Source organism: Bradyrhizobium monzae (assembly GCF_021458635.1).
GTDB lineage: Bacteria > Pseudomonadota > Alphaproteobacteria > Rhizobiales > Xanthobacteraceae > Bradyrhizobium.
Genome location: NZ_JAIRDQ010000001.1, coordinates 1,259,243 through 1,282,879, shown reverse-complemented (window position 1 = coordinate 1,282,879; position 23,637 = coordinate 1,259,243). Strand labels below are relative to the sequence as shown.

Genomic DNA, 23,637 nt, shown 5'->3' with positions numbered 1-23,637 from the left:
ATCACATTCAAGCGAACAGCGGAAGGTGTCTTGTCGCGAAGGAATGCGTCTTACTTTGCGGCGAGCGTCGTCGCCCCATCGGCGGGCAGGCTCGCGAGCAGCGCCTGCAAGGTCGACAGTGTCGAGTGATCGGCAACGCCGTCCAGCCGCGCCGGACGGAAGTGGCGCTGGAATGCCGTGATGACTTCCATCGTCGCTGCGTCGTATTTGCCGGTCAGCGGCACGCCATAGCCGTAGCGCGCAAGCGCCTGCTGCAGGCTCAGCACCTCGTCGCTGATGGTACCGAGCATCAAGGTTTCGCCGCGCACGACCGGCGCCGGCGTCACCCAGTGGCCAACGCCGGAATTGGCCAGCGAATGCCAGGGAAATTTTTCGCCGGGATCTTTCTTGCGCGCGGGCGCGACGTCGGAGTGACCGAGCACCCGTTGCGGCGTGACCTTGCGGCGAAGCATGATGCCTCGGCACAGCGCGATCACGGCGGCGATCTGGCGCAGCGGATATTCCGGATAACCCCAATCGTGGCCGCGATTGATGATCTCGATTCCGATCGAGCAGGAGTTGATGTCGTCTTCGCCGGCCCAGGACGAGACGCCGGCGTGCCAGGCACGCCGCGCTTCGGGGACGCATTGCACGATGCGGCCGTCTTCGAGAACAACATAATGCGCCGATACTTCGGTGCCTGCCGTGCACAGCCGCGCCAGCGCGCCCTCGACGTCGGGCATGCCGGTGTAGTGCAGCACGATCATGTCGGGTTGCCGGCCCTTGTTGCGCTCGCCATGATTGGGCGAGGGGATGATGTCGGAGACGATCGACGAATCCGGTTCGAACGTCCGCATGTTCGCCGCGGCCTTGGGAACCGGGAGAACGCGCTGGCGCTTCGAATCAGTTCCAGGCGGCGTGGACGAACCGGACGACATAAACAGCTCAGGTCGGACAGGAGAATGGGCCAAGCCCTTCTCTTTACTATTTCTTTACTGTCCGGTCCGCGCAATCGCGCGGTGCGGTTAACGGGTGCATTTTGGCGCATGTGTGTGGATGACGCATCACCGCCAGGCCGCCTTTTCGACTTGTAACGAGCCGATCAACGCTTTCTTAACGCTAAGGGCCGTTACTGAGGGGTGAAGAGCCGACCCGCGTCCGGAGGCGGCCAGAAGCGATTTTGGCTCGAAATCCCATGGCTGCCCGACATATTCCACTGGGAACACCGGGCCTGCCGCCTGGGACGACCGGGCTCGGCACGCATGCTGGCAAGCATGCTGGAAAGGGGTTGGGTCGTGGAACCGCCGCGACGCGGAATTATTCGAGGCGTGATGGGCTGCTTCGCTCCCGATTTCACTTGGTCGTTGGCCTGCGCACTCGGCAGGCGCGACGCATGAGCGACGCGCCGCACATTCCCGTGCTTGGCCGCGAGGCGATCGAGCATCTCGCGCCGCGCGAGGGCGGCATCTATGTCGATGCCACCTTCGGGGCCGGCGGCTACAGCCGCGCCATCCTGGATGTGACGGGAACTCGCGTCATCGCGATTGATCGCGACCAAACGGCGATTGCCGGCGGCGCGGAGCTGGTCACGCGCGCCGCGGGTCGGCTGGCGCTGGTCGAAGACCGCTTCTCGAATCTCGCCGAGGTCTGCGCCGCGCAAGGCGTCGATGCGGTCGACGGCGTCGTGATGGATGTCGGGGTGTCCTCGATGCAGCTCGACCAGGCCGGTCGCGGCTTCTCGTTTCGTCTCGACGGTCCGCTCGACATGCGGATGGGGCAAGCTGGGCCGACGGCCGCTGACGTCGTTGCGCGCGCTTCGGAAAGCGATCTCGCCGACATCATCTATCTCTTCGGCGAGGAGCGGCATTCGCGCCGCGTTGCCCGCGCCATCGTGGCCGATCGGAAGGAGACGCCGTTCACCACCACGCGCGCGCTCGCCGATCTCGTCGGCAGGGTGGTGCGCTCCAAGCCGGGCGATATTCATCCGGCGACCCGAACGTTCCAGGCGCTGCGCATCTTCGTCAACGAGGAGCTCGAGGAGCTCCAGACCGCGCTTGCGGCGGCCGAGCGCATGCTCAAGCCCGGCGGCCGTCTGGTCGTGGTCTCGTTCCACTCGCTTGAAGACCGTATCGTCAAGAACTTCCTCTCCGAGCGCTCCAAGACCGGCGGCGGTTCGCGCCATCTGCCGGAGGTGGCGCAGGGTGCGCCGAGCTTCCAGCTTTTGACGCGGCGGCCCGTGACCGCCGGCGAGGCGGAGGTTGCGCATAATCCGCGCGCGCGATCCGCAAAGCTTCGCGCCGCCGAGCGCACCGCGGCGCCGGCGCATGACGATGCCGAGCCATCGTCCTGGCCAAAACTCTCCGACGTGATGAGGGGCGGCTAGCACATGCGCTTCATCCACCTTCTCGTCATCGGCGCGCTGATTTTTGCCGCCGCCTATGTCTACCGGATCAAGATGGATTCCACCGCGCGCACCGAGAAGGTGCTGCGGCTGCACGCGGAAATCCGCGAGCAGCGCGATGCGATCGCATCGCTGCGCTCCGAATGGGCCAAGCTTGATGCGCCCTTGCGGCTGCAGGGTCTGTCCGACCGCCATCTGCCGCTCAAGCCGGTCAACGGCACGCAATATGACTCGCTGAAGAACCTGCCGGAGCGTCCGCCGCGGATGTTCAGGCCGGGCGAGCCTGACCCGATCGGCGCCATGCTCAACACCATCGAAGCCGCGAGCGACCCCGATACCGTGACGGGCTCCGTGCCTCAGCCCGAGGACAAGCAATGAGCACTGTTCCGGCTAAACCCAATCAGCGTCCGACCGAGCCCTGGCGGCAGCGGCTGATCCGCAGCCTGCTTTACGGGCGCAATGTCGATCGCGCCGCGAAGGCGCGTGCGCGCGTCGGCCTGGCGATGCTGGCCTTTGCCTCGGTCTACGCCCTGATCGGCGGTCGGCTCGTGATGTTCGCAATCGGCGCCGACGCCCACAGTGCGCGGCGCGCGGCCTCGCAGGAAGTGGTCGCAACCGCGCGGCCCGACATCGTCGACCGCAACGGCGCGATCCTTGCGACCGACGTCAAGGCGGCCAGCATGTTCGGCGAGCCGCGCCGCATCATCGACAAGGACGAGGCAATCGAGCTTCTCACCGCAACCGTGCCCGACCTCGACGAAGCCGAGGTGCGCGATCGCCTGTCGTCGCGCAAGGGCTTCGTCTGGCTGAAGCGCGAGATCACGGCAAAGCAGCAGCAGGACATCCACAAGCTCGGCATTCCCGGCATCGGCTTCCTCCGCGAGAACAAGCGCGTCTATCCGACCGGCAACGAGGTCGCCCACCTCATCGGTCTGGTCAACATCGACAACCAGGGCATCGCCGGCATGGAGAAGTGGCTCGATAATCAGGGCCTCGCCGACCTCCATCGTGCAGGCTTTGCCACCGACCGCCTGCAGAAGCCGATCGAGCTGTCGGTCGATTTGCGCGTCGAGCACGCACTGCGCGACGAGCTGCTGAAGGCCAAGGACAAGTTCCACGCCAAGGCGGCCTCCGGCATTATCTCTAACGTCAAGACCGGCGAAATCGTCGCGATGGTCTCTCTCCCGGATTTCGATCCCAACAGTCCGAAAGAAGCCCACGATCCTGACCGCATCAATCGTCTGACCACCGGCGTCTACGAAATGGGCTCGACCTTCAAGGCGTTCACGCTGGCAATGGCGCTGGATTCCGGCAAGATCAATCTGAACTCGTCGTGGGACGCGCGCGGAAACCTGCACTATGGCAAGTTCACTATTCACGACAGCCATTCGCTCGGACGTTTCATCAACACCAAGGAAGTGTTCACGTACTCGTCCAATATCGGCGCTGCGCGGATCGCACTCGGTCAGGGCGTCGAGGCGCACAAGGCGTTCCTGGCCAAAATGGGCCAGTTGACACGGCTGCGCACTGAGTTGCCGGAGAGCGCGGCTCCGCTGGTGCCGCGCCGTTGGGGCGAGCTGAACACGGTCACCATCGCGTTCGGTCAGGGCCTATCCGTGGCACCTCTACAGGCGGTGATGGGCATCAACGCCCTGATGAACGGCGGCTATCTGATTCCTCCGACGTTCCTCAAGCGCAGCGAAGAAGAAGCCGCGGCGATGGCCAAGCGCGTGATCAAGCCCGAGACTTCCGACAAGATGCGCTATCTGATGCGGCTCAACGCCGAGATCGGCACCGCCAAGAAGGCCGATGTTCCTGGCTATTATATCGGCGGCAAGACCGGCACGTCCGAGAAGGTCATCAACGGCCGCTATGCCAAGAAGCGGGTGCTCAACTCCTTCACCGCGATCATGCCCTCCGACAATCCGAAATATCAGATTCTCATCATGCTGGACGAGCCACAGCCGCTGCAGGAGACGTATGGCTTCATCACGTCGGGCTTCAATGCTGTGCCGACGGGGGGCAAGGTCATCGCCCGTATCGCTCCGCTGCTTGGAATCGAGCCCCGCTTCGATCTGCCGCCGTCCGACCGCCTTATTCTTGCAGCATCCAGGACAACCCAGTAATCAATCGGGTAGGCCGTAGCCGCGGCTGAGTCGGGGGATTATCCCTTGCATTCGGCTTTCCGGCATGGCGACTGGAAGACCATGAAGCTGCGTGACCTCCTAGGCAATGACGCCACGATCGAGCCTGCTGTCGCGGCGCTCGATGTGAGCGGTGTCGCCCTCGACAGCCGCGTGGTGAAGCCGGGCGATCTCTTCTTTGCGCTCGCAGGCAGCAAGACCGACGGCGCGCGCTTCGTCGATGCTGCCATTGCGGCCGGCGCGGTGGCTGTGGTCGGCGATCATGCGCCTGGTGCCTGCAGGGTGCCGTTCATTGCTGTTGCCAATCCGCGCCGCGCACTGGCGTTGGCTGCAGCAAGATTGTTCCAGGCCCAGCCTGCGACGATTGCGGCGGTGACCGGAACCAGCGGCAAGACCTCGGTTGCCGCGTTCACGCGCCAGATCTGGGAGCGGCTCGGTCACGCCTCGGCCAGCATCGGCACCATCGGCCTCGTCTCGCCGAAACGCACAGTCTACGGCTCATTGACGACGCCGGATCCGATTGCGTTGCATCGACAGCTCGATGAGATCGCGCACGAGGGTGTGACGCATCTCGCCTTCGAAGCGTCGTCGCACGGGCTCGATCAATATCGCCTCGACGGCGTGCGCCTCTCTGCTGGCGGTTTCACCAATCTCTCGCGCGACCACATGGATTACCATCCGACTGTCGCGCACTACCTCGCCGCAAAACTCAGGCTGTTCCGCGAGCTCGTTCCGCCCGGGGGCGCCGCGGTGATCTCGGCCGATCATGAGTGCTCGGCGGAAGCGATCGACGCCGCCAAGTCGCGCGGCCTGCGCGTGATGGCGGTGGGCCGTCACGGCGACGGGGCGGGCGAAGGCATTCGCCTCATCGAAGCCGTGGTCGAAGCTTTCTCGCAAAAGCTTGCGCTCGAGCATCGCGGCAAGCGCTATGCGGTTCGGCTGCCGCTGGTCGGCGAATTCCAGATCGAGAATGCGCTGGTCTCGGCCGGCCTCGCGATCGGCACCGGCAGCGATGCGGCCAGTGTCTTTGCGAGCCTCGAGCATCTCGAAGGCGCCAAGGGCCGACTCGAGCGCGTCGGCGAGCGCAACGGCGCGCCGATCTTCGTCGACTATGCGCACAAGCCCGATGCGCTGGCGAAAGCGTTGCAGGCGCTGCGGCCTTACGCGAAGCGCAGGCTGATCGTCGTGTTCGGCGCTGGCGGTGATCGCGACGCCGGCAAGCGGCCGATCATGGGCCAGATCGCGGCCGAGAATGCCGATCGCGTCATCATCACCGATGACAATCCGCGTAGCGAGAGGCCGGAAGCCATTCGCGCCGCGATCCTCGCCACCGCCAAGGGCGCGCGCGAAATCGGCGACCGCGCGACCGCGATCCGTGCCGCGATCGATGAACTGGAAGATGGCGATGCGCTGCTCGTCGCCGGCAAGGGCCACGAGACCGGGCAGATCGTCGGTGGCGAGGTCCTGCCGTTCAGTGATCACGAGGCGGTCGCCGCCGCATTAGCATCGAGGGTTGCATGAGCGCGCCAATATGGACGGTTGCCGAGGTGGCGCGTGCGCTTGGCGCGACAGGATCATTCCCGGACACGGCCATCGACTTCGTTACCCAGGACAGCCGCCTGGTGAAGCCGGGCAGCCTGTTCGTGGCGTTGAGCGGTACGCCGAGCGGCGGCTTCATCTCGGCCTTCGCCAGTGCGCGCGACGGCTGGGAGTTCGCGGACAAGGCGGAAGCGTCAGGCGCGGTCGCGATGATCGTGCCGCACGAGATCGCGGGCGTTCGTATTCCGCAGATCGTCGTGAAGGACACGCTGATCGACGGCCTCTGGGGCCTCGCCCGCGCCGCACGCGCGCGTTTCAACGGGCCGGTGATCGGGTTGACCGGTAGTGCCGGCAAGACCAGCACCAAGGAATATCTTGCGGCCTATCCCAATGCCTATGCGAGCCCGGCGAGCTTCAACAATTTCTGGGGCGTGCCGCTGACGCTGTGCAACGCCCGGCCCGATGCCAGCCTCTGGGTCGTCGAGATGGGCATGAATCAGACGGGTGAGATCGCCCAACTCAGCGAATTGACGCGGCCGACCGTCGCGCTCGTCGTCAACGTCCAACCGGTGCATCTGGAGAAGCTCGGCTCGCTCGAAGCCATCCGCCGCGAGAAGGTGTCGATCGCGCTCGGCCTGCCCGAGGACGGCGTGCTGGTGCTGCCGGCCGGGATCAAGGCGTCCGAATGGAGGGGCAAGGTGGTGCGCTTTGGCGAGAAGGCCGAGGTTCATGAGGTTGCGCACGCGCCGCATGGCGAGAGCTGGCAGGTCGTGGCCAGGATCGGCAAGAAGGAAATCGCCTTCAGCCTGACGCCGGGCGCGCCGCACCGCGTGCAGAATGCGCTTGCCGCGCTTGCTTCTGTTCATGCCGCGCATCTCGATGCCGCGACGCTCGCGATCAAGCTCGACCGCGTCGGCATCATGACCGGCCGCGGCGTGGAGCAGGCGGTCGGCGGCGTCACCGTGATCGACGACAGCTTTAACGGCAATCCCGCGAGTGTTGCTGCTGCGCTGCAAAGTCTGCAGGCGCGCAACATGACCGGCGGCCGCCGCATTGCGGTGCTCGGCGACATGCTGGAACTGGGCGACGATGCACCAAGCTACCACACCGCGCTGACCACGCATCTCGACGGCATCGACGGCATCTATTGCGTCGGGCCGCTGATGCGGCACCTTTATGACGCGCTTCCCGCCGGCAAAGGCCTCGGCTGGCACGACGATCCCGCCACGCTGAAGCCGGGCGAGGTCGCGGGCCTGCTGAAGGCAGGCGATGTCGTGGTTGTCAAGGGCAGCAAGAAGATGTTCTGGGTCAACAAGTTTGTGCCGGGCCTAGTGGCCGCCTTGCAGGCAAAGGCGTAAACTGCTTGGAAGGCGCTGTTCCCGAATCTCATCGTTTTACGGTACCAAGCCTGCAGGTTTCTTGCCGGCAGGTTTCTTGAAGGTCGCCCGACCGATGATGAAAACCAATGAATGCGCGTGAGGCGAAATCCGCGTCTAAAAGGCCTGCGTGCGAAAGGCGCCATAGGACTGTCTGAATGTTTTACTGGCTGATCGAGCTTTCCAATACATTTCCGGGCTTCGGTGCTGTGCGCACCGTTTTGAACGTCTTTCGCTACATCACGTTCCGCACCGGCGGCGCCGTCGTCACCGGCGCGCTGTTCGTGTTCCTGTTCGGGCCCTGGATCATCGATCATCTGCGCATCCGGCAGGGCAAGGGCCAGCCGATCCGCACCGACGGCCCGCAATCGCATCTGGCCAAGAAGGGCACGCCGACCATGGGCGGGCTGATGATCCTGTCCGGCCTCACGGTCGGCACGGTGCTGTGGTGCAATCCGCTCAATCCCTATGTCTGGATCGTGCTGGCGGTGACGCTCGGCTTCGGCTTCGTCGGTTTCTATGACGATTATCTCAAGGTGACCAAGCAGACCACGAGCGGGTTCGGCGGCAAGCTGCGCCTGCTGATCGAGGCGGTCATCGCCCTGGTCGCCTGCTATGCGCTGGTGCGGCTGAACCGCGACCCAGCCTCGACCGCGCTGACGATTCCGTTCCTGAAGGACACCGTGCTGCATTTCGGCTGGTTCTTCGTCGTGTTCGGCGCCTTCGTCATCGTCGGTGCAGGCAATGCGGTGAACCTCACCGACGGCCTCGATGGCCTCGCCATCGTGCCCGTGATGATCGCGACCGCGAGCTTTGCGATGATCGCCTATCTCGCCGGCAACGCGGTGTTCGCCGACTATCTCCAGATCAAATATGTTGCGGGCACCGGCGAGCTTGCGGTGCTCTGCGGCGCGCTCTTGGGCGCCGGCCTCGGCTTCCTCTGGTTCAACGCGCCGCCGGCCTCGATCTTCATGGGCGACACCGGCTCGCTCGCGCTCGGCGGCATGCTGGGGGCGATCGCGGTCGCGGTGAAGCACGAGATCGTGCTCGCGGTGATCGGCGGCCTGTTCGTGCTGGAAGCGGTCTCCGTCATCGTGCAGGTGGTGTCGTTCAAGCTCACGGGCAAGCGCATCTTCCGCATGGCGCCGATCCACCACCATTTCGAGCAGCTCGGCTGGACCGAGCCCCAGATCGTGATCCGCTTCTGGATCATCTCGGTGATGCTGGCGCTTGCCGGCCTCTCCACGCTGAAGCTGCGCTGACGGTACCACGATGATCCCGGTCACATCCTTCGCCGGCAAGACGGTCGCGGTGTTCGGCCTCGGCGGCTCGGGCCTCGCCTGCTGCCACGCGCTGAAGGCCGGCGGCGCCGATGTGATCGCCGCCGACGACAATGCCGAGAATGTCGCCAAGGCGGCGCAGGCTGGATTCATCACCGCGGATCTGCGCAACGTCTCCTGGTCGAATTTCGCCGCGCTCGTGCTCGCCCCCGGCGTGCCGCTGACCCATCCCGTGCCGCACTGGAGCGTGCTGAAGGCGCGCGAGGTGGGCTGCGAGGTGATCGGCGACATCGAGCTGTTCTGCCGCGAGCGCCGACGCCACGCTCCGAACGCGCCGTTCATTGCGATCACCGGTACCAACGGCAAGTCGACCACGACGGCGCTGATCGCGCATCTCACGAAGGTTGCGGGCTACGACACCCAGATGGGCGGCAATATCGGCACCGCGATCCTGTCGCTGGAGCCGCCGCGCACGGGCCGCGTCCACGTCATCGAGATGTCGTCCTACCAGATCGACCTCACGCCCTCGCTCGATCCTTCCGTCGGCATTCTGCTCAATGTCAGTGAGGATCACATCGATCGTCACGGCACCATCGAACATTACGCTGCGGTGAAAGAGCGCCTGGTTGCAGGCGTGCAGCCTGGCGGCACATCGATCGTCGGGGTCGATGACGGCTATTGCCGCGACATCGCCGACCGGCTCGACCGCGCCGGCAAGAACGTGGTGCGCATCTCCGTCAGGAATCCGCTGGCGAGCGGCATTCATGTCGAGCACGGCACCATCGTGCGGACCTCGGGGGGGGCCCGCAGCGAGGTCGCAAGGCTCGGCGGCATCGGCTCGCTGCGCGGCCTGCACAATGCGCAGAACGCGGCGTGCGCGGCCGCTGCCGCGCTTGCAATGGGCATCGGCCTTGATGTGCTGCAGAACGGCCTGCGCAGCTTTCCGGGCCTCGCGCACCGCATGGAGCAGGTCGGCCGCCGCGGCAACGTGCTGTTCGTCAACGACTCCAAAGGCACCAACGCGGATGCCACCGCGCATGCGCTATCGTCCTTTGCCGACATTTTCTGGATCGCGGGCGGCAAGCCGAAAGCGGGCGGTATCACCAGCCTGACCTCCTTCTTCCCGCGCATCCGCAAGGCCTATCTGATCGGCGAGGCCGCGCAGGAATTTTCCGGCACGCTTGGCCCAGTCGGGCACGAGATCAGCCAGACGCTCGACGTCGCGGTGGAGCACGCCGCGCGCGACGCGGAAGCGTCGGGCCTTACCGACGCGGTCGTGCTGCTGTCGCCGGCCTGCGCCTCGTTCGACCAGTACCGCAACTTCGAGATCCGCGGCACCAGGTTCCGTGAGCTGGTGCAGGCGCTGCCAGGTGTGAAGCCGGTGGTCTGACGAATGTCGCGGCGACGCTGGATCGGACTTGTCGTCGTTGCGCTTGCTATTCCCATCGGCTTCCTCTGTGTCTTCCTCGCTGACACCGTCATGCACGAATTCGGCGCATGTCGTGTCGTCCGCCAGAAATTATTCGCCTCCCCGAGCGGCAACAGGCTGGTTGTCGTGATCTGGAAGTCGTGCGGAGCGAACGTGCCCGACAGCACGCAAGCCAGCATCGTGGCGCGTGGCCGGACCTTCTCGCCTGAGAGCACGCCGACCTTTGTCAGCGTCGGCGGGCATCCTGATGTGGTCGTCGCCTGGAGCAGCGAGCGGGCCGTCAGGATCGGCTTCATTCCGGAGGCGGGCCAGATCTACAAGCGCGATCAGCGCGCGGGGGATATCACGATCAACTACGAATAGGGCCGCGGGTGGCTCTATCGACAAAGATATCCATTTCCTTAACCCTGCGGTAACCAACCTCGGCGACCAATGGACGGACCTCTGTCCGAAAGCGGCCGCCCATGCTCTCCCGTGAAGAACGCACCCCCTTTACCGAGTGGTGGTGGACCGTCGACAAGCCGCTGCTCGGCGCGATCCTGGTGCTGATGCTGACCGGCGTCATCCTGTCGCTGGCCGCGAGCCCGCCGGTCGCGACCCGCATCGGGCTCGATCCCTTCCACTTCTTCAGCCGCCACGTGATGTTCCTGGCGCCGTCCTTCATGGTGCTGGTCGGCGTCTCCTTCCTGTCGCCGCGCTCGATCCGGCGAAGCGCGCTGATCATCTTCACGGTCAGCATCATCCTGATCGTGGTGACGCTCGCCATCGGCCCCGAGGTGAAGGGCTCGCGGCGCTGGATCACGCTGCTCGGCGTCAACATCCAGGCCTCCGAAATCGCAAAGCCCTCGTTCGTCGTCATCGCGGCGTGGCTGTTCGCGGAATCGACCAAGCGGCCTGAGATGCCGGCGACCTCGATGGCGCTGGTTCTGCTGATGATGCTGGTATCGCTGCTGGTGATGGAGCCGGATTTCGGCCAGACCATGCTGATCCTGATGGTGTGGGGCTCGCTGTTCTTCATCGCGGGCATGCGCATGATCTGGGTATTTGGCCTCGCTGGCATCGGCGCGGCGGGCCTGTTCAGCGCCTATCTTTTTGTTCCCCACGTTGCCGGACGCATCAAGCGCTTCATGAATCCGGCTTCCGGCGACACTTTCCAGGTCGATACCGCGATGGAGGCCTTCTACAACGGTGGCTGGTTTGGCCTCGGACCGGGCGAGGGCATCGCAAAACGCAGCCTGCCGGACAGCCACACCGACTTCGTGTTCGCGGTTGCCGCCGAAGAGTTCGGCATCATCCTGTGCCTGGCGATGCTGGCGCTGTTTACCTTCGTCGTCATTCGTACGCTGTCGCGCGCCTATGCCAATGAGGACATGTTCTCGCGCTTTGCGGCCTCGGGGTTGGCGATCCTGTTCGGCGTGCAGGCCGCGATCAACATGTCGGTCAACCTCCAGCTCATCCCGGCCAAGGGCATGACGCTGCCGTTCATTTCGTACGGGGGTTCCTCGATCGTGTCGCTGTCCTATGGCGTCGGCATGATGCTGGCGCTGACGCGGCTGCGCCCACGCACCGAGGTCGAAGCCAGCGGCCACGCCGAGGCGATGCGGAGTTACGCGTAGGATTGCTTCGCGTCGCTCGCAATGACGGGGGAGACATTGTAAAAACCCTCTCCATGACCAACTCCCCCTTGATTCTTCTCGCCGCGGGCGGCACCGGCGGTCATCTGTTTCCGGCCGAGGCAGTCGGCGTCGAGCTGATCCGGCGCGGCTTTCGCGTGCGCCTGGTCACCGATGAGCGTGCGCTGCGCTATAGCGGGCTGTTCACCAAGGACATGATCGACGTCGTCGCGAGCGAGACCGCGCGCGGCCGCAATCCGATCCAGCTCACTTATGCCGGCCTCACACTGGCGACCGGCACGCTCTCTGCGTACCGCCTGATCAAGCGGTTGAAGCCCGTCGCCGTCGTCGGCTTCGGCGGCTATCCCACATTGCCGCCACTGGTTGCGGCAAAATTCGCCGGCGTACCCGGCATCATCCACGACGCCAACGCGGTGCTCGGTCGCGCCAACCGCTTTCTGTCGAGCCGTGTCCGCGCCATCGCGACGTCGTTGCCGGGCGTGCTCGATCGCGATCCCGCCCTGGCGGCCAAGACCACGACGGTCGGCACGCCGATGCGGCCGGCGGTCCTCGCTGCGGCGGCCGTGCCTTATGTCGCACCCGAAGTGAATGGCCCGCTGCGCCTCCTCATCGTCGGCGGCAGCCAGGGCGCGCGCATCATGGCCGACATCGTGCCGGGCGCGATCGAGCGGCTCGAGCCGGCGTTGTGGGGCCGGCTCATCGTTACCCAGCAGGTCCGCGACGAGGACATGGCCCGCGTGCGCGCGGTCTACGACAAGCTCAAGATCAATGCCGAGCTCGCGCCGTTCTTCACGGATTTGCCGGCGCGGCTTGCCTCCAACCATCTGGTGGTGTCGCGCTCCGGCGCCGGCACGGTCGCCGAGCTCGCCGCGATCGGCCGGCCGTCGATCCTGGTGCCGCTGCCGGGCGCGATCGACCAGGACCAGTTCGCCAATGCCGGCGTGCTGGCCAAGGTCGACGGCGCCATCCGCATCCCGCAGACCGAGTTCACCCCGGATCGTCTCGCCGCAGAGGTCTCCGGCTTCGCAGCCGAGCCGGCGCGCCTTGGCGCCATGGCGGCCGCGGCGAAAGGGGCAGGCCGGCTCGATGCCGCGGAGCGGCTGGCCGATCTGGTGGTCAAAGTCGCCGGAATCTGACGCGAAACGGGGAATTTCCATAGTTTTACCGTCATGGCCGGGCTTGTCCCGGCCATCCACGTCTTGCAAGAAAGACGCTAGGATTCGTGGATGCCCGGGACAAGCCCGGGCATGACGACGGAACCATAGGATAGAGCATGAGACTGCCGCGCGAGATCGGACCCATCCACTTCGTCGGGATCGGCGGGATCGGCATGAGCGGCATCGCCGAGGTGCTGGTCAATCTCGGCTATGCCGTGCAGGGCTCGGACGCCTCCGACAACTACAATCTCGATCGTCTGCGCAAAAAGGGCGCAAAAGTCTCGGTCGGCCACAAGGCCGAGAATGTCGACGGGGCCGAGGTCGTCGTCGTGTCCACCGCGATCAAGCGCGACAATCCGGAACTGATGGCGGCGCGCGAGCGGCGCATTCCCGTAGTGCGCCGTGCCGAAATGCTGGCCGAATTGATGCGGCTGAAGAGCTGTGTTGCGATTGCCGGCACGCATGGCAAGACCACGACGACCACGATGGTCGCAACCCTGCTGGATGCTGGCGGGCTCGATCCGACCGTGATCAACGGCGGCATTATCAACGCCTACGGCTCCAACGCGCGTCTCGGTGCCGGCGACTGGATGGTGGTGGAGGCCGACGAGAGCGACGGCACGTTCCTGAAGCTGCCGACCGATGTCGCGATCGTCACCAATGTCGATCCTGAGCATCTCGATCACTTCAAGACCTTCGAGGCCGTGCAGGATGCGTTCCGGCATTTCGTCGAGAACCTGCCGTTCTACGGCTTTGCCGTGATGTGCATCGATCATCCCGTCGTGCAGACCCTGGTCGGCAAGATCGAGGATCGTCGCATCATCACCTATGGCGAGAATCCGCAGGCCGATGTTCGGTTCGTCGACCTCACGCCGATGGGCGGCGGCTCGAAGTTCAAGGTCGCGTTCCGCGATCGCAAGACCGGCGCCGTGCACGAGATAGCCGATCTCATGCTGCCGATGCCGGGGCGCCACAATGCCTCCAATGCGACGGCTGCGATCGCGGTGGCGCGCGAACTCGGCGTATCCGATGAAGATATCCGCAAGGCGATCGCCGGCTTCGGCGGCGTCAAGCGCCGCTTCACCAAGACCGGGGAGTGGAACGGCGTCACCGTGATCGACGATTACGGCCATCACCCCGTCGAGATCGCCGCGGTGCTGAAGGCGGCGCGGGAATCCAGCAACGGCAAGATCATCGCCGTGGTGCAGCCGCATCGCTACACCCGTCTGCAATCGCTGTTCGAGGAATTTTGCACCTGCTTCAACGACTCCGATGCGGTGGTCGTCGCCGACGTTTATGCTGCCGGCGAGACGCCGATCGACGGCATCGATCGCGATCATTTCGTCGCGGGCCTGCGCGCCCACGGCCACCGCGAGGTGGTGCCGCTGCCGGCAGCCTCCGAGCTCGCGGGCATCGTCAAGGGGCTCGCCAAGTCGGGCGATCTCGTCGTGTGTCTCGGCGCCGGCAACATTACGCAATGGGCGTATGCGCTGCCGGGCGAATTGAAGGCGCTGGGGTGAGGATGCTGATGAGAGGCTCGCAGTCAGCCAAACGACAAACTGCGCTCCCTCCCCCCTTGTGGGGGAGGGTGGGGGAGAGGGGTAGCCACACACTCCGATCTCGCTTGGGGCTACCCCTCTCCCTGACCCTCCCCCACAAGGGGGGAGGGAACGGGGAGAGTGTGCCTTCCTCACGCGAGGAAGCTGCATGAGCTTCCCCGACATCACAACCAAGCTCAAAGCCGCGATGCCGGATCTTCGCGGGCGGCTGCTTGCCAACCAGTCGTTGGCCGAGCTGACCTGGTTTCGGGTCGGCGGGCCGGCGCAGGTGCTGTTCACGCCGGCGGACGAGGATGATCTCGCTTATTTCCTCGCGCATCTCGCCAGTGACATTCCAGTCTATGTCGTCGGTGTCGGCTCCAACCTCATCGTTCGCGATGGCGGCATTGCCGGCGTGGTGATCCGGCTGGCGCCGCGCGCTTTCGGCGAGGCCACTGCGAACGGCGACGTCGTCACCGCGGGTGCGGCCGCGCTCGACAAGCGCGTCGCGGAGGTCGCGGCTGGCGCAAATATCGGCGGGCTCGAATTCTACTTCGGCATTCCCGGCACGATCGGCGGCGCGCTGCGCATGAATGCGGGCGCCAATGGCGGCGAGACCAGGGACGTGCTGATCGAGGCGCGCGGCGTCGGGCGGGACGGCACGAAGCTAATCTTCTCCAATGCCGGCATGAAATTCGTCTACCGCAGCAGCGGCGTCGACCCCTCCATCATCTTCACCTCCGCGCGCTTTCGCGGCGAGATCAGGGACGCTGATGCGATCCGCACGCGCATGGCCGAGGTGCAAAACCATCGCGAGACAGCGCAGCCGATCCGCGAAAAGACCGGCGGGTCGACCTTCAAGAATCCGCCCGGTCATTCCGCCTGGAAGTTGGTCGATGCCGCCGGCTGCCGCGGCCTGCGCGTCGGCGGCGCGCAGGTCTCCGAGATGCATTGCAATTTCCTGATCAACACGGGCGAGGCCACCGCGCACGACATCGAGACGCTGGGCGAGACCGTGCGCGAGCGGGTGAAGGCGAATTCCGGAATTGAACTGCACTGGGAAATCAAGCGGATTGGAATTCCCGCGTGAGTGTCATTCCGGGGCTCGCGACTTCGTCGCGCCCCGGAATGACGAACTAGAGAGATTACGGGCTACGAATATGCGCATCACCATCCTCTTCGGCGGATCCAACCGCGAGCGTCTGGTTTCGGTCGCTTCAGCTCAGGCGCTGCATCAGGCGCTGCCCGAGGCCGATCTCTGGTGGTGGGACGTCGAGGACAAGGTGCACGTCGTGCAGTCCAGGCAACTACTCGAACATTCCCGGCCCTTCGAGGACGAGTTCAAGCCTGGTACGCGTGGCATTCCGCTGGCGCAGGCGCTCGACAAGGCCAAGACTGAAGACCGCGTCCTCGTGCTCAGTCTGCATGGCGGCAGCGCCGAGAATGGCGAATTGCAGCTGATGTGCGAAGTGCGCGGCGTGCCGTTCACCGGCTCCGGCTCGGCCTCCTCGCATCTCGCCTTCGACAAGATCGCAGCCAAGCGCTTTGCCGCGCTCGGTGGCGTGACGCCGCCCGAGGGCATTGCGCTCGAGAATATCGATGAGGCCTTCGCCGAATATGGAAGGCTGATCGCTAAGCCGGCGCGTGATGGATCGAGCTATGGCCTGATCTTCGTCAACGCCAGGCAGGATCTCGTCGCCGTCCGCAATGCGGCCAAGCACGAAGAGTATGTGATCGAACCCTATATCGCCGGCGTCGAGGCGACCTGCGGCGTGCTGGAGCGCAGCGACGGCTCGATCATCTCATTGCCGCCGATCGAGATCATTCCAGGAGAGGGGAATTTCGACTACGCCGCAAAATATCTTTTGAAGTCGACCCAGGAGATCTGCCCGGGCCGCTTCACCGCCGAGGTCACCGCGGCGCTCAAGACCCAGGCGATGCTGGCGCATCGCGCGATGTCCTGCAGCGGCTATTCCCGCTCCGACTTCATCGTCTCGGAGAAGGGACTGGTCTATCTCGAGACCAACACGCTGCCCGGGCTGACCAAATCCTCGCTCTACCCCAAGGCGCTGAAAGCCGAGGGCATCGCATTCTCCGACTTCCTCCGCGACCTGATCGAGCTGGCCGGGCGGCGGGTGCGGAAATAATTAGGATTGGTTAACGGCTGAGAGGGCGAAAACGGCCGATTTGGTGCCCAAAACCGGTAAAATGCCGGATATGGCGGCATAACTGCCTCACAGAGCTGGGCAAAAAGCATTCTTCGTTAACGAACTTTACCTTTTGTTTACCAGGACATCCGAAGGTTAACGCTGGCGGCGCATATGGCGTTTTGGCTGCCGGCGCGTGAGCCGTTTCGGATTGTCTCCGACCGGCGAACGCTTTGAAGGGGAGCGGTTTCTTCTGCCGAAGACCAGTACCCGGCCCGGCAAGTCCGAGACGTCATGTTCGCCAGGACCCGCGCGATGTCGCGGGCAAACTGTTGACGAGCTCGTGCAATGGATGGTGCAGGAAGCCTCACCCGGTCGTTTCTGAGATCGCTGAGGCCCCAAGCTGACCTGAAGGCGGCCGCTATCGGAGCGGTCGTGCTTCTGCGCGAGTGGATGCAGGATCGGCGCGAGCAGCAGCGCGTCGCCGCCAAGCAAAAGATCAAAGCCAAGGCTGTCGTCGAGCGCGAGCCGCCGCCGCGCCTGGTCGCGCTGGTCGAACGCTATATGCCACGCCGGGTCGGGATCAGCATGACCGTGCTGCTGCTGATCGGCAGCGGTGGCCTTGGCATCGTCAAGGGCGGCCATCTCCAGGACTTCATTACCGCGGTCAGCGACGCGCGCAACGCCATGGCCAACTCGGCCGGCTTCCGCATCACCTCGGTCGTGATCAATGGCCGCAAGCAGCTCACCCAGGACGAGATCCTCGCGATCGGCGGGGTCAGCGGCCGTTCCTCACTGCTGTTCCTCGATGCCGACAACGTCCGCGACAAGCTCAAGGCCAATCCCTGGATTGCGGACGCGACCGTGCTGAAGCTCTATCCGGGCCAGCTCATGATCGAGATCACCGAGCGCAAGGCGTTCGCGCTGTGGCAGGAGGCCGGTCGGCTCTCCGTCATCGCCGACGACGGCGCACTGCTCGAACCCTATGTCTCGCGCCGGTTCCTGTCGCTGCCGCTCGTGGTCGGCAAGGGCGCCGACACGCAGGCCCGCGATTTCCTCGCACTGCTGGCGCGTTATCCGCAGGTGAATTCGGTGACCAAAGCCGCAATCTATGTCGGCGAGCGCCGCTGGAACCTGAGGCTGAAGGACGGGCTCGACATCCGTCTTCCGGAGCAGGATGTCGGCAACGCACTCGCCGCGCTCTCCAAGCTCGACAAGGACGACAGGCTATTCTCAAAGGATATCGTCGCGATCGACATGCGCCTGCCTGATCGCCTGGTGGTGCAGCTGTCTGATGATGCCGCCAAGGCACGCGAGGATCTGTTCAAGGACAAGAAGAAAAAGAAGGCCGGGGACGCCGCATGACCGGTCTTGATCGCACCCAGACGCCGAAAACGCGCCCGATGCCGCACAAGCGCGGCGGTCTCGTCGCCTGCCTCGACATCGGCACCAGCAAGATCGCCTGTATGATCGCGCGGCTGAAGCCGTCGGCGCCGAGCGAAGCGCTGGGCGGCCGGACCCATGCGGTGGAACTGATCGGTTACAGCCAGATCCAGTCGCGCGGCATGAAGGCCGGCGCGGTGGTCGATCTCGCCGAATGCGAGCAGGCGGTGCGTCAGGCCGTCGGGCTTGCCGAGAAAATGGCCAAGGTGCGCGTCGAGTCCGTTTTGCTGTCGGTCTCCGGCGGTCGGCTCGCGGGCCAGCTGGTCGAAGCCGCCGCCGATATCCGCGGCGGCGCGGTGACGCCGGCCGATGTCAGCCGTGTCACCTCCACCGGCATGCGCCACGCCACCGGCGAGGGCCGCACCGTGCTGCATGCCCTGCCGGTCGGCTACACGCTCGACGGCGTCAAGGGCATCCGCGATCCCCGCGGCATGGTCGCGCATCAATTCGGCGTCGACATGAATGTCGTCACCTGTGACGCCACCGTGGCGCGGAATCTGATGCTGGCGGTAGAACGCTGCCATCTCAATGTCGAAGCCATGGCGGCGAGCCCCTATGTGGCCGGTCTTTCGGTGCTGACCGACGACGAGGCCGACCTCGGCGCAGCCGTGGTCGAGATGGGGGCGGGCACCACCACCATCGCGGTCTATTCCGGCGGCCGCTTCGTGCACGCGGCCGGATTTGCGGTCGGCGGGCAACATATCACGATGGATCTCGCGCGCGGACTCTCGGCGACCATTGCCGACGCCGAGCGAATCAAGACGTTATACGGCACCGTCATCACCGGCGGATCGGACTCGCGTGAGCTGATGTCTGTACCGACAGCCGGTGACGACCAGGATCTGCCGCAGATCGTTTCGCGCGCCACCATCGCCAACATCGTCAAGCATCGTGCCGAGGAAGTCTTCGAAATGGTTCGGGACAAGCTGAAGGATTCCCCCTTCGCGGCGGAGCCCAAGGGCCGTGTCGTGCTCTCCGGCGGCGCCTCGCAGCTCACCGGCCTCGTCGAGCTCGGAACCCAGATTCTCGGCCGGCCCGTGCGGGTCGGACGTCCGCTCGGTTTTGGCCGGCTGCCCAACGAGGCGAAGAACGCCGCGTTCGCGGTGCCGGCCGGACTTCTCGTCTACCCGCAATATGTTCACCAAGAACATGTCGAACCGCGGCATACGCGGCAGCAGGTCAAGACAGGGACGGGCGGCTATTTTGGAAAGGTCGGACGATGGCTACGCGAGGGCTTCTGATGAACCGGTTCCGCAATCTTCGAATTTCACCAACTCCCGCGGCCGTCGGCCGGGGCGAACCCACGCGCGCGTGATCGAGAGGCAAACATGACCATCAGCATCAACGTTCCTGATATTCACGAGTTGAAGCCCCGCATCACCGTGTTCGGCGTCGGCGGCGCTGGCGGCAACGCCGTCAACAACATGATCACGGCGGGCCTTCAGGGCGTCGATTTCGTGGTCGCCAACACCGACGCGCAGGCGCTGACGATGTCGAAGGCGCAGCGTATCGTGCAGATGGGCACGGCCGCCACGCAAGGCCTCGGCGCCGGCTCGCAGCCGGTCGTCGGCGCGGCCGCGGCGGAAGAGGTGATGGACGAACTCCGTGACCATCTCTCCGGCGCCAACATGGTGTTCGTCACCGCCGGCATGGGCGGCGGCACCGGCACCGGTGCAGCTCCCGTCATCGCCAAGATCGCGCGCGAGATGGGCATCCTCACGGTCGGCGTCGTGACCAAGCCGTTCCACTTCGAGGGCGGCCGCCGCATGCGCACCGCCGAAGCCGGCATCAACGAGCTTCACAAGGTGGTCGACACCCTCCTGATCATCCCGAACCAGAACCTGTTCCGGGTCGCCAACGAGAAGACCACCTTCGCCGACGCCTTCGCAATGGCCGACCAGGTGCTCTACTCCGGCGTTGCCTGCATCACCGACCTGATGGTCAAGGAAGGCCTGATCAACCTCGACTTCGCCGACGTCCGCGCGGTCATGCGCGAGATGGGCAAGGCGATGATGGGCACGGGCGAAGCCTCCGGCGACAAGCGCGCGCTGACCGCCGCTGAGGCAGCGATCGCCAACCCGCTGATCGACGACAGCTCGATGAAGGGCGCCAAGGGCCTCCTGATCTCGATCACCGGCGGCAAGGACCTGACCCTGTTCGAGGTCGACGAAGCCGCGACCCGCATCCGCGAGGAAGTCGACCAGGACGCCAACATCATTGTCGGCGCCACCTTCGACGAAGCACTCGACGGCCTGATCCGCGTCTCGGTCGTCGCCACCGGCATCGAACAGGCTGCGATCGCCCGCAACAGCCAGGCCACCAGCGCCCCGGTCGCAAACGCCGCGCCGCAGCAGGCGCCCGCGGCTCCGGCCGCTGCTGCCGAGAGCCGTCTCGCCGACCTGACGGCACGCCTCCGCGCTGACAATCAGCGTCTGGCCGAGCGTGCCCAGAAGCTGGATGCGCAGATCCCGGCCGCGCCTGTCGCGCCGCGTCCCAATGTCGAGCGCGCAGCGCTCGCCGCCATCGCGGCTGCCGTTTCCGAAGTTCCGCAGGCGCCGGCGCCGATGCAGACCTATGGCGACGTCACCGTCCGCCCGATCGCCCAGAAGCCCACGCTGTTCCCGGAGCCCGAGCAGGCGCCGATGGCCATGCATGAGCCGATGACGCCGGAAACCTTCATCCCGCCGCAGGCCGAGCGTGCGCCGGTGCGTGCGCCGCGGATGCCGCGCATCGAGGAGCTGCCGATGCCGGCCCAGGCCGAGCTGCGTCAGGCCCGTGGGGAGATGGAAGAGGAGACTCCGCAAAAGACCCGCCTGTCGCTGCTCCAGCGCCTCGCCAATGTCGGCCTTGGCCGTCGCGACGAGGAGACCGAGGCTCCGATCGCCGCCCGCACCGCCGGCCCCGCTATGCCGGCGCTGCCCGAGCGCAAGCCGCAGCGGACGGTGCAGCAGCAGATCGCCGCCAGCGAACCGGTGTCGGAATATGCGCGGCGGCCCGCGCCGCAGGGTCTCGACGCCCATGGCCGTCCGGCACCTGTTGCGCCGGCGCCACAGGGAGACGACCATCTTGATATCCCGGCCTTCCTGCGGCGGCAGGCGACCTGAGAATTGTTACAATAAGGCAGACGTAGAAAAGGCCCCGGCGTGAAGCTTACCGGGGCCTTTCCTTTTGTCCTATGCATGTCTTGATTACGCGTTCAAGCAACTGATTTTAAATCATTAATTACCTGTTCGGTGCTTCAGTAAAGCTGCCGATAATAGTCCCAAACGCCGGCGTAATTTGGTTAAGCCTTGGCGCGAATACGGCAGGTTTGGGGTAACAATCGGTAAAAAAGCGTGAGTTGGCGCTGTTTGAGGCAGTGACTATGGTTCGGCGTGACTTGGGGATACGGAGATTCGGACGGTCGATCTCGATCGATCAGTCGGGTTTAGTATAAGTCGCAGTGGGTCGTAGTGGGGCGGTTCCTGATGAAATTTAGCCGGCAAACAACGCTTCGTGCGCAAGCCACCGTGGCCGGCGTAGGCGTTCATTCCGGTCTTCCCGTCACCCTTACGCTTGGACCTGCACCTGTTGATGCAGGTTTTATTTTTGTCCGCACTGGACTCGAAGGAAGTGACCGCGAGATCCAGGCGACCGCGGAGCAGGTGATCGCGACCGATTTCGCAACCGTCCTCGGCGATCGCAGCGGTCCGCTGGTTTCCACCGCGGAGCACGTGCTGGCTGCGCTGCGGGGCATGGGCGTCGATAACGCCACCATCGAGGTCGACGGTCCGGAAGTACCGATCATGGACGGTAGCGCCGCGGCCTTTATCGCGGCGATTGACCAAGCCGGCATCGTCAACCAGCCGGCGCAGCGCCGGTTCATCCAGGTTTTGAAGCCGATCTCAGTCAAGATCGGCGACTCCTTCGGCGAGATCCGGCCCTATGCCAACGGCTTCCGCGCCGAGGTCGAGATCGACTTCACCAATCCCGTCATCGGCCAGCAGAGCTATGGCTTCGACGTGAGTCCCGAACGCTTCCGTCGTGAAGTCGGTCGTGCCCGGACCTTCGGTCTGATGGGCGATGTTGCCCGGCTCTGGAGCGCGGGCTATGCGCTCGGCGCCTCCTTCGAAAACACGGTCGTGTTCGACGACGAGCGGCTGCTCAACACCGAGGGCCTGCGCTACGCCGACGAATGCGCCCGCCACAAGGTGCTGGACGTGATCGGAGATCTCGCGCTGGCCGGCCTGCCGCTGCTCGGTGCCTATCGTTCGGTGCGTGGCGGTCACAAGCTCAACCACGCCGTCCTGACCGCATTGCTTGCCGACCGGACCGCGTGGCGGGTGGTCGAGGGCGAAGCGGCCCGACGCACAACGCGTGGCGTGGTCGAGGTCGGCAGCGGCATCGTTGGCGGCCGGATCGCTGCCGCCTACGGGCCGGACGTGTCCTGAAGCCTGCTGCGGCTGGCGTTTTATCCGGGAAACTCCTGGTAACCATGATCGACTAGGATTGCGGCGATTTCGCCTTAATCCGGGCGGAATGCCTGCCTATCCGATGGGTTAACAATCGTTTTTCGGTTACACCGACGTGGTCGCAGGGCAGGCACCACGGTCACATTTCGCGCCCGTGACGGGATCATGGGCTGGCGGGTACCGCATCACAGGGCGTCAGGTCTCAAATTCATGTCGGCACAGCGTATGACGCGCGGATATCTTTTCGTTTCACCGCGAGCCCGTGGGCTGCTTCAGGCCGCGACGCTCTTCGTGCTCGCGCTGCCGCTGGCCGGCTGCGGCACCGGCGCGCTCTGGGACAAGTTCACCAACAAGGACGATACCTTCGTCGAGGAGCCTGCCGACAAGATCTACAATGAGGGCTTGTACCTCATGAACGAAAAGAAGGACATGAAGGCGGCGAACAAGAAGTTCGAAGAGGTTGACCGCCAGCATCCCTATTCCGACTGGGCGCGCAAATCGCTGCTGATGTCGGCCTACGCGTCCTACCAGGGCGGCGACTATGACAGCTGCATCGGCGCTGCCACCCGCTACGTTACCCTGCATCCCGGCAGCCCGGACGCCGCTTACGCGCAATATCTGATCGCCGCCTCGCATTACGACCAGATCCCGGACATCAGCCGCGACCAGGCCCGTACCGAGAAAGCGATCGCCTCGCTGGAAGAGGTGGTGCGCAAATATCCGACGTCCGAATATGCGACCTCCGCCAAGGCCAAGATCGAGGGGGCGCGCGACCAGCTTGCTGGCAAGGAAATGAATGTCGGCCGCTACTACATGGGGAAGCGCGACTACACGGCGGCGATCAACCGCTACAAGGCCGTGGTGACGCAGTACCAGACCACGCGCCACGTCGAGGAGGCGCTCTACCGCCTCACGGAGGCCTACATGTCGATCGGCATCGTCGGCGAGGCCCAGACCGCCGCCGCCGTGCTCGGGCATAATTTTCCCGACAGCCGGTGGTACAAGGACGCCTATAATCTTGTAAAATCCGGCGGTCTCGAGCCGAGCGAGAATCAGGGGTCCTGGATCAGCCGGACCTTCAAGGGGATAGGCCTCTAGTCTCGGCTAGGAAATCTGGTT

General features: G+C 64.9%; 19 protein-coding genes. 18 read left to right on the top strand and 1 reads right to left on the bottom strand.

The features are described from left to right. Window positions 1-50: 50 nt before the first annotated feature. Entirely contained in the window at window positions 51-836 is a 786-nt protein-coding gene (locus K3F49_RS06245; RefSeq protein ID WP_234680007.1) for an N-acetylmuramoyl-L-alanine amidase, read from the bottom strand. A gap of 536 nt (window positions 837-1,372) precedes the next feature. On the opposite strand from K3F49_RS06245, the gene rsmH reads away from it, so the two are divergent. The 18 genes from rsmH to K3F49_RS06155 all read left to right on the top strand — a co-directional run bounded on the left by rsmH (window position 1,373) and on the right by K3F49_RS06155 (window position 23,616). After that, a complete protein-coding gene (rsmH, locus tag K3F49_RS06240; protein ID WP_234680006.1) occupies window positions 1,373-2,362 on the top strand; it encodes a 16S rRNA (cytosine(1402)-N(4))-methyltransferase RsmH in 990 nt (329 codons plus the stop codon). Between the two features lie 3 nt (window positions 2,363-2,365). Further along, window positions 2,366-2,758, top strand: coding sequence for a cell division protein FtsL (gene ftsL / locus K3F49_RS06235; protein ID WP_234680005.1), 393 nt, complete (start codon window positions 2,366-2,368; stop codon window positions 2,756-2,758). After that, entirely contained in the window at window positions 2,755-4,506 is a 1,752-nt protein-coding gene (locus tag K3F49_RS06230) for a peptidoglycan D,D-transpeptidase FtsI family protein (RefSeq protein ID WP_234680004.1), read from the top strand. The genes ftsL and K3F49_RS06230 overlap by 4 nt, the downstream gene beginning before the upstream one ends. A gap of 81 nt (window positions 4,507-4,587) precedes the next feature. Further along, window positions 4,588-6,045 carry a UDP-N-acetylmuramoyl-L-alanyl-D-glutamate--2,6-diaminopimelate ligase gene (locus K3F49_RS06225; protein WP_234680584.1) on the top strand — a complete coding sequence of 486 codons (1,458 nt, stop codon included), beginning with the start codon at window positions 4,588-4,590 and terminating at the stop codon, window positions 6,043-6,045. Beyond that, window positions 6,042-7,421, top strand: coding sequence for a UDP-N-acetylmuramoyl-tripeptide--D-alanyl-D-alanine ligase (locus tag K3F49_RS06220; protein WP_234680003.1), 1,380 nt, complete (start codon window positions 6,042-6,044; stop codon window positions 7,419-7,421). The genes K3F49_RS06225 and K3F49_RS06220 overlap by 4 nt, the downstream gene beginning before the upstream one ends. Window positions 7,422-7,597: 176 nt before the next feature. Continuing rightward, window positions 7,598-8,701, top strand: coding sequence for a phospho-N-acetylmuramoyl-pentapeptide-transferase (mraY, locus tag K3F49_RS06215; RefSeq protein ID WP_234680002.1), 1,104 nt, complete (start codon window positions 7,598-7,600; stop codon window positions 8,699-8,701). A gap of 10 nt (window positions 8,702-8,711) precedes the next feature. Then, the gene (murD, locus tag K3F49_RS06210) at window positions 8,712-10,109 is read left to right on the top strand and encodes a UDP-N-acetylmuramoyl-L-alanine--D-glutamate ligase (protein ID WP_234680001.1); all 1,398 of its coding nucleotides are present in this window, start codon (window positions 8,712-8,714) and stop codon (window positions 10,107-10,109) included. Between the two features lie 3 nt (window positions 10,110-10,112). Further along, window positions 10,113-10,511: a hypothetical protein gene (locus K3F49_RS06205; RefSeq protein ID WP_234680000.1), complete on the top strand. Its 399-nt coding sequence runs from the start codon at window positions 10,113-10,115 to the stop codon at window positions 10,509-10,511. Window positions 10,512-10,612: 101 nt separating this feature from the next. Further along, on the top strand, window positions 10,613-11,764 hold the full coding sequence (gene ftsW, locus K3F49_RS06200) for a putative lipid II flippase FtsW (protein ID WP_234679999.1): 1,152 nt from the start codon (window positions 10,613-10,615) through the stop codon (window positions 11,762-11,764). A gap of 53 nt (window positions 11,765-11,817) precedes the next feature. After that, window positions 11,818-12,918, top strand: coding sequence for an undecaprenyldiphospho-muramoylpentapeptide beta-N-acetylglucosaminyltransferase (gene murG, locus K3F49_RS06195; protein ID WP_234679998.1), 1,101 nt, complete (start codon window positions 11,818-11,820; stop codon window positions 12,916-12,918). Window positions 12,919-13,055: 137 nt separating this feature from the next. Beyond that, on the top strand, window positions 13,056-14,459 hold the full coding sequence (gene murC, locus K3F49_RS06190; protein WP_234679997.1) for a UDP-N-acetylmuramate--L-alanine ligase: 1,404 nt from the start codon (window positions 13,056-13,058) through the stop codon (window positions 14,457-14,459). Between the two features lie 187 nt (window positions 14,460-14,646). After that, a complete protein-coding gene (gene murB, locus K3F49_RS06185; RefSeq protein WP_234679996.1) occupies window positions 14,647-15,567 on the top strand; it encodes a UDP-N-acetylmuramate dehydrogenase in 921 nt (306 codons plus the stop codon). Window positions 15,568-15,637: 70 nt separating this feature from the next. Next, the gene (locus K3F49_RS06180; RefSeq protein ID WP_234679995.1) at window positions 15,638-16,624 is read left to right on the top strand and encodes a D-alanine--D-alanine ligase family protein; all 987 of its coding nucleotides are present in this window, start codon (window positions 15,638-15,640) and stop codon (window positions 16,622-16,624) included. 348 nt (window positions 16,625-16,972) lie between these two features. Continuing rightward, window positions 16,973-17,989 carry a cell division protein FtsQ/DivIB gene (locus tag K3F49_RS06175; protein ID WP_234679994.1) on the top strand — a complete coding sequence of 339 codons (1,017 nt, stop codon included), beginning with the start codon at window positions 16,973-16,975 and terminating at the stop codon, window positions 17,987-17,989. Then, window positions 17,986-19,308, top strand: coding sequence for a cell division protein FtsA (gene ftsA / locus K3F49_RS06170; protein ID WP_234679993.1), 1,323 nt, complete (start codon window positions 17,986-17,988; stop codon window positions 19,306-19,308). The genes K3F49_RS06175 and ftsA overlap by 4 nt, the downstream gene beginning before the upstream one ends. A gap of 87 nt (window positions 19,309-19,395) precedes the next feature. Continuing rightward, window positions 19,396-21,171: a cell division protein FtsZ gene (ftsZ, locus tag K3F49_RS06165; RefSeq protein ID WP_234679992.1), complete on the top strand. Its 1,776-nt coding sequence runs from the start codon at window positions 19,396-19,398 to the stop codon at window positions 21,169-21,171. 363 nt (window positions 21,172-21,534) lie between these two features. Next, window positions 21,535-22,497: a UDP-3-O-acyl-N-acetylglucosamine deacetylase gene (gene lpxC, locus K3F49_RS06160; RefSeq protein ID WP_234679991.1), complete on the top strand. Its 963-nt coding sequence runs from the start codon at window positions 21,535-21,537 to the stop codon at window positions 22,495-22,497. Window positions 22,498-22,728: 231 nt separating this feature from the next. Next, window positions 22,729-23,616 (top strand): outer membrane protein assembly factor BamD, encoded by an 888-nt coding sequence (locus tag K3F49_RS06155; protein ID WP_234679990.1) that lies wholly within the window; start codon window positions 22,729-22,731, stop codon window positions 23,614-23,616. Window positions 23,617-23,637 lie beyond the last annotated feature (21 nt).

What these genes read in the sequence shown, in the direction of transcription:
- K3F49_RS06245 (WP_234680007.1), bottom strand. Translation starts at nt 836, where the DNA reads ATGCGGACGTTCGAACCGGATTCGTCGATCGTCTCCGACATCATCCCC.
- rsmH (WP_234680006.1), top strand. Translation starts at nt 1,373, where the DNA reads ATGAGCGACGCGCCGCACATTCCCGTGCTTGGCCGCGAGGCGATCGAG.
- ftsL (WP_234680005.1), top strand. Translation starts at nt 2,366, where the DNA reads ATGCGCTTCATCCACCTTCTCGTCATCGGCGCGCTGATTTTTGCCGCC.
- K3F49_RS06230 (WP_234680004.1), top strand. Translation starts at nt 2,755, where the DNA reads ATGAGCACTGTTCCGGCTAAACCCAATCAGCGTCCGACCGAGCCCTGG.
- K3F49_RS06225 (WP_234680584.1), top strand. Translation starts at nt 4,588, where the DNA reads ATGAAGCTGCGTGACCTCCTAGGCAATGACGCCACGATCGAGCCTGCT.
- K3F49_RS06220 (WP_234680003.1), top strand. Translation starts at nt 6,042, where the DNA reads ATGAGCGCGCCAATATGGACGGTTGCCGAGGTGGCGCGTGCGCTTGGC.
- mraY (WP_234680002.1), top strand. Translation starts at nt 7,598, where the DNA reads ATGTTTTACTGGCTGATCGAGCTTTCCAATACATTTCCGGGCTTCGGT.
- murD (WP_234680001.1), top strand. Translation starts at nt 8,712, where the DNA reads ATGATCCCGGTCACATCCTTCGCCGGCAAGACGGTCGCGGTGTTCGGC.
- K3F49_RS06205 (WP_234680000.1), top strand. Translation starts at nt 10,113, where the DNA reads ATGTCGCGGCGACGCTGGATCGGACTTGTCGTCGTTGCGCTTGCTATT.
- ftsW (WP_234679999.1), top strand. Translation starts at nt 10,613, where the DNA reads ATGCTCTCCCGTGAAGAACGCACCCCCTTTACCGAGTGGTGGTGGACC.
- murG (WP_234679998.1), top strand. Translation starts at nt 11,818, where the DNA reads ATGACCAACTCCCCCTTGATTCTTCTCGCCGCGGGCGGCACCGGCGGT.
- murC (WP_234679997.1), top strand. Translation starts at nt 13,056, where the DNA reads ATGAGACTGCCGCGCGAGATCGGACCCATCCACTTCGTCGGGATCGGC.
- murB (WP_234679996.1), top strand. Translation starts at nt 14,647, where the DNA reads ATGAGCTTCCCCGACATCACAACCAAGCTCAAAGCCGCGATGCCGGAT.
- K3F49_RS06180 (WP_234679995.1), top strand. Translation starts at nt 15,638, where the DNA reads ATGCGCATCACCATCCTCTTCGGCGGATCCAACCGCGAGCGTCTGGTT.
- K3F49_RS06175 (WP_234679994.1), top strand. Translation starts at nt 16,973, where the DNA reads ATGGATGGTGCAGGAAGCCTCACCCGGTCGTTTCTGAGATCGCTGAGG.
- ftsA (WP_234679993.1), top strand. Translation starts at nt 17,986, where the DNA reads ATGACCGGTCTTGATCGCACCCAGACGCCGAAAACGCGCCCGATGCCG.
- ftsZ (WP_234679992.1), top strand. Translation starts at nt 19,396, where the DNA reads ATGACCATCAGCATCAACGTTCCTGATATTCACGAGTTGAAGCCCCGC.
- lpxC (WP_234679991.1), top strand. Translation starts at nt 21,535, where the DNA reads ATGAAATTTAGCCGGCAAACAACGCTTCGTGCGCAAGCCACCGTGGCC.
- K3F49_RS06155 (WP_234679990.1), top strand. Translation starts at nt 22,729, where the DNA reads ATGTCGGCACAGCGTATGACGCGCGGATATCTTTTCGTTTCACCGCGA.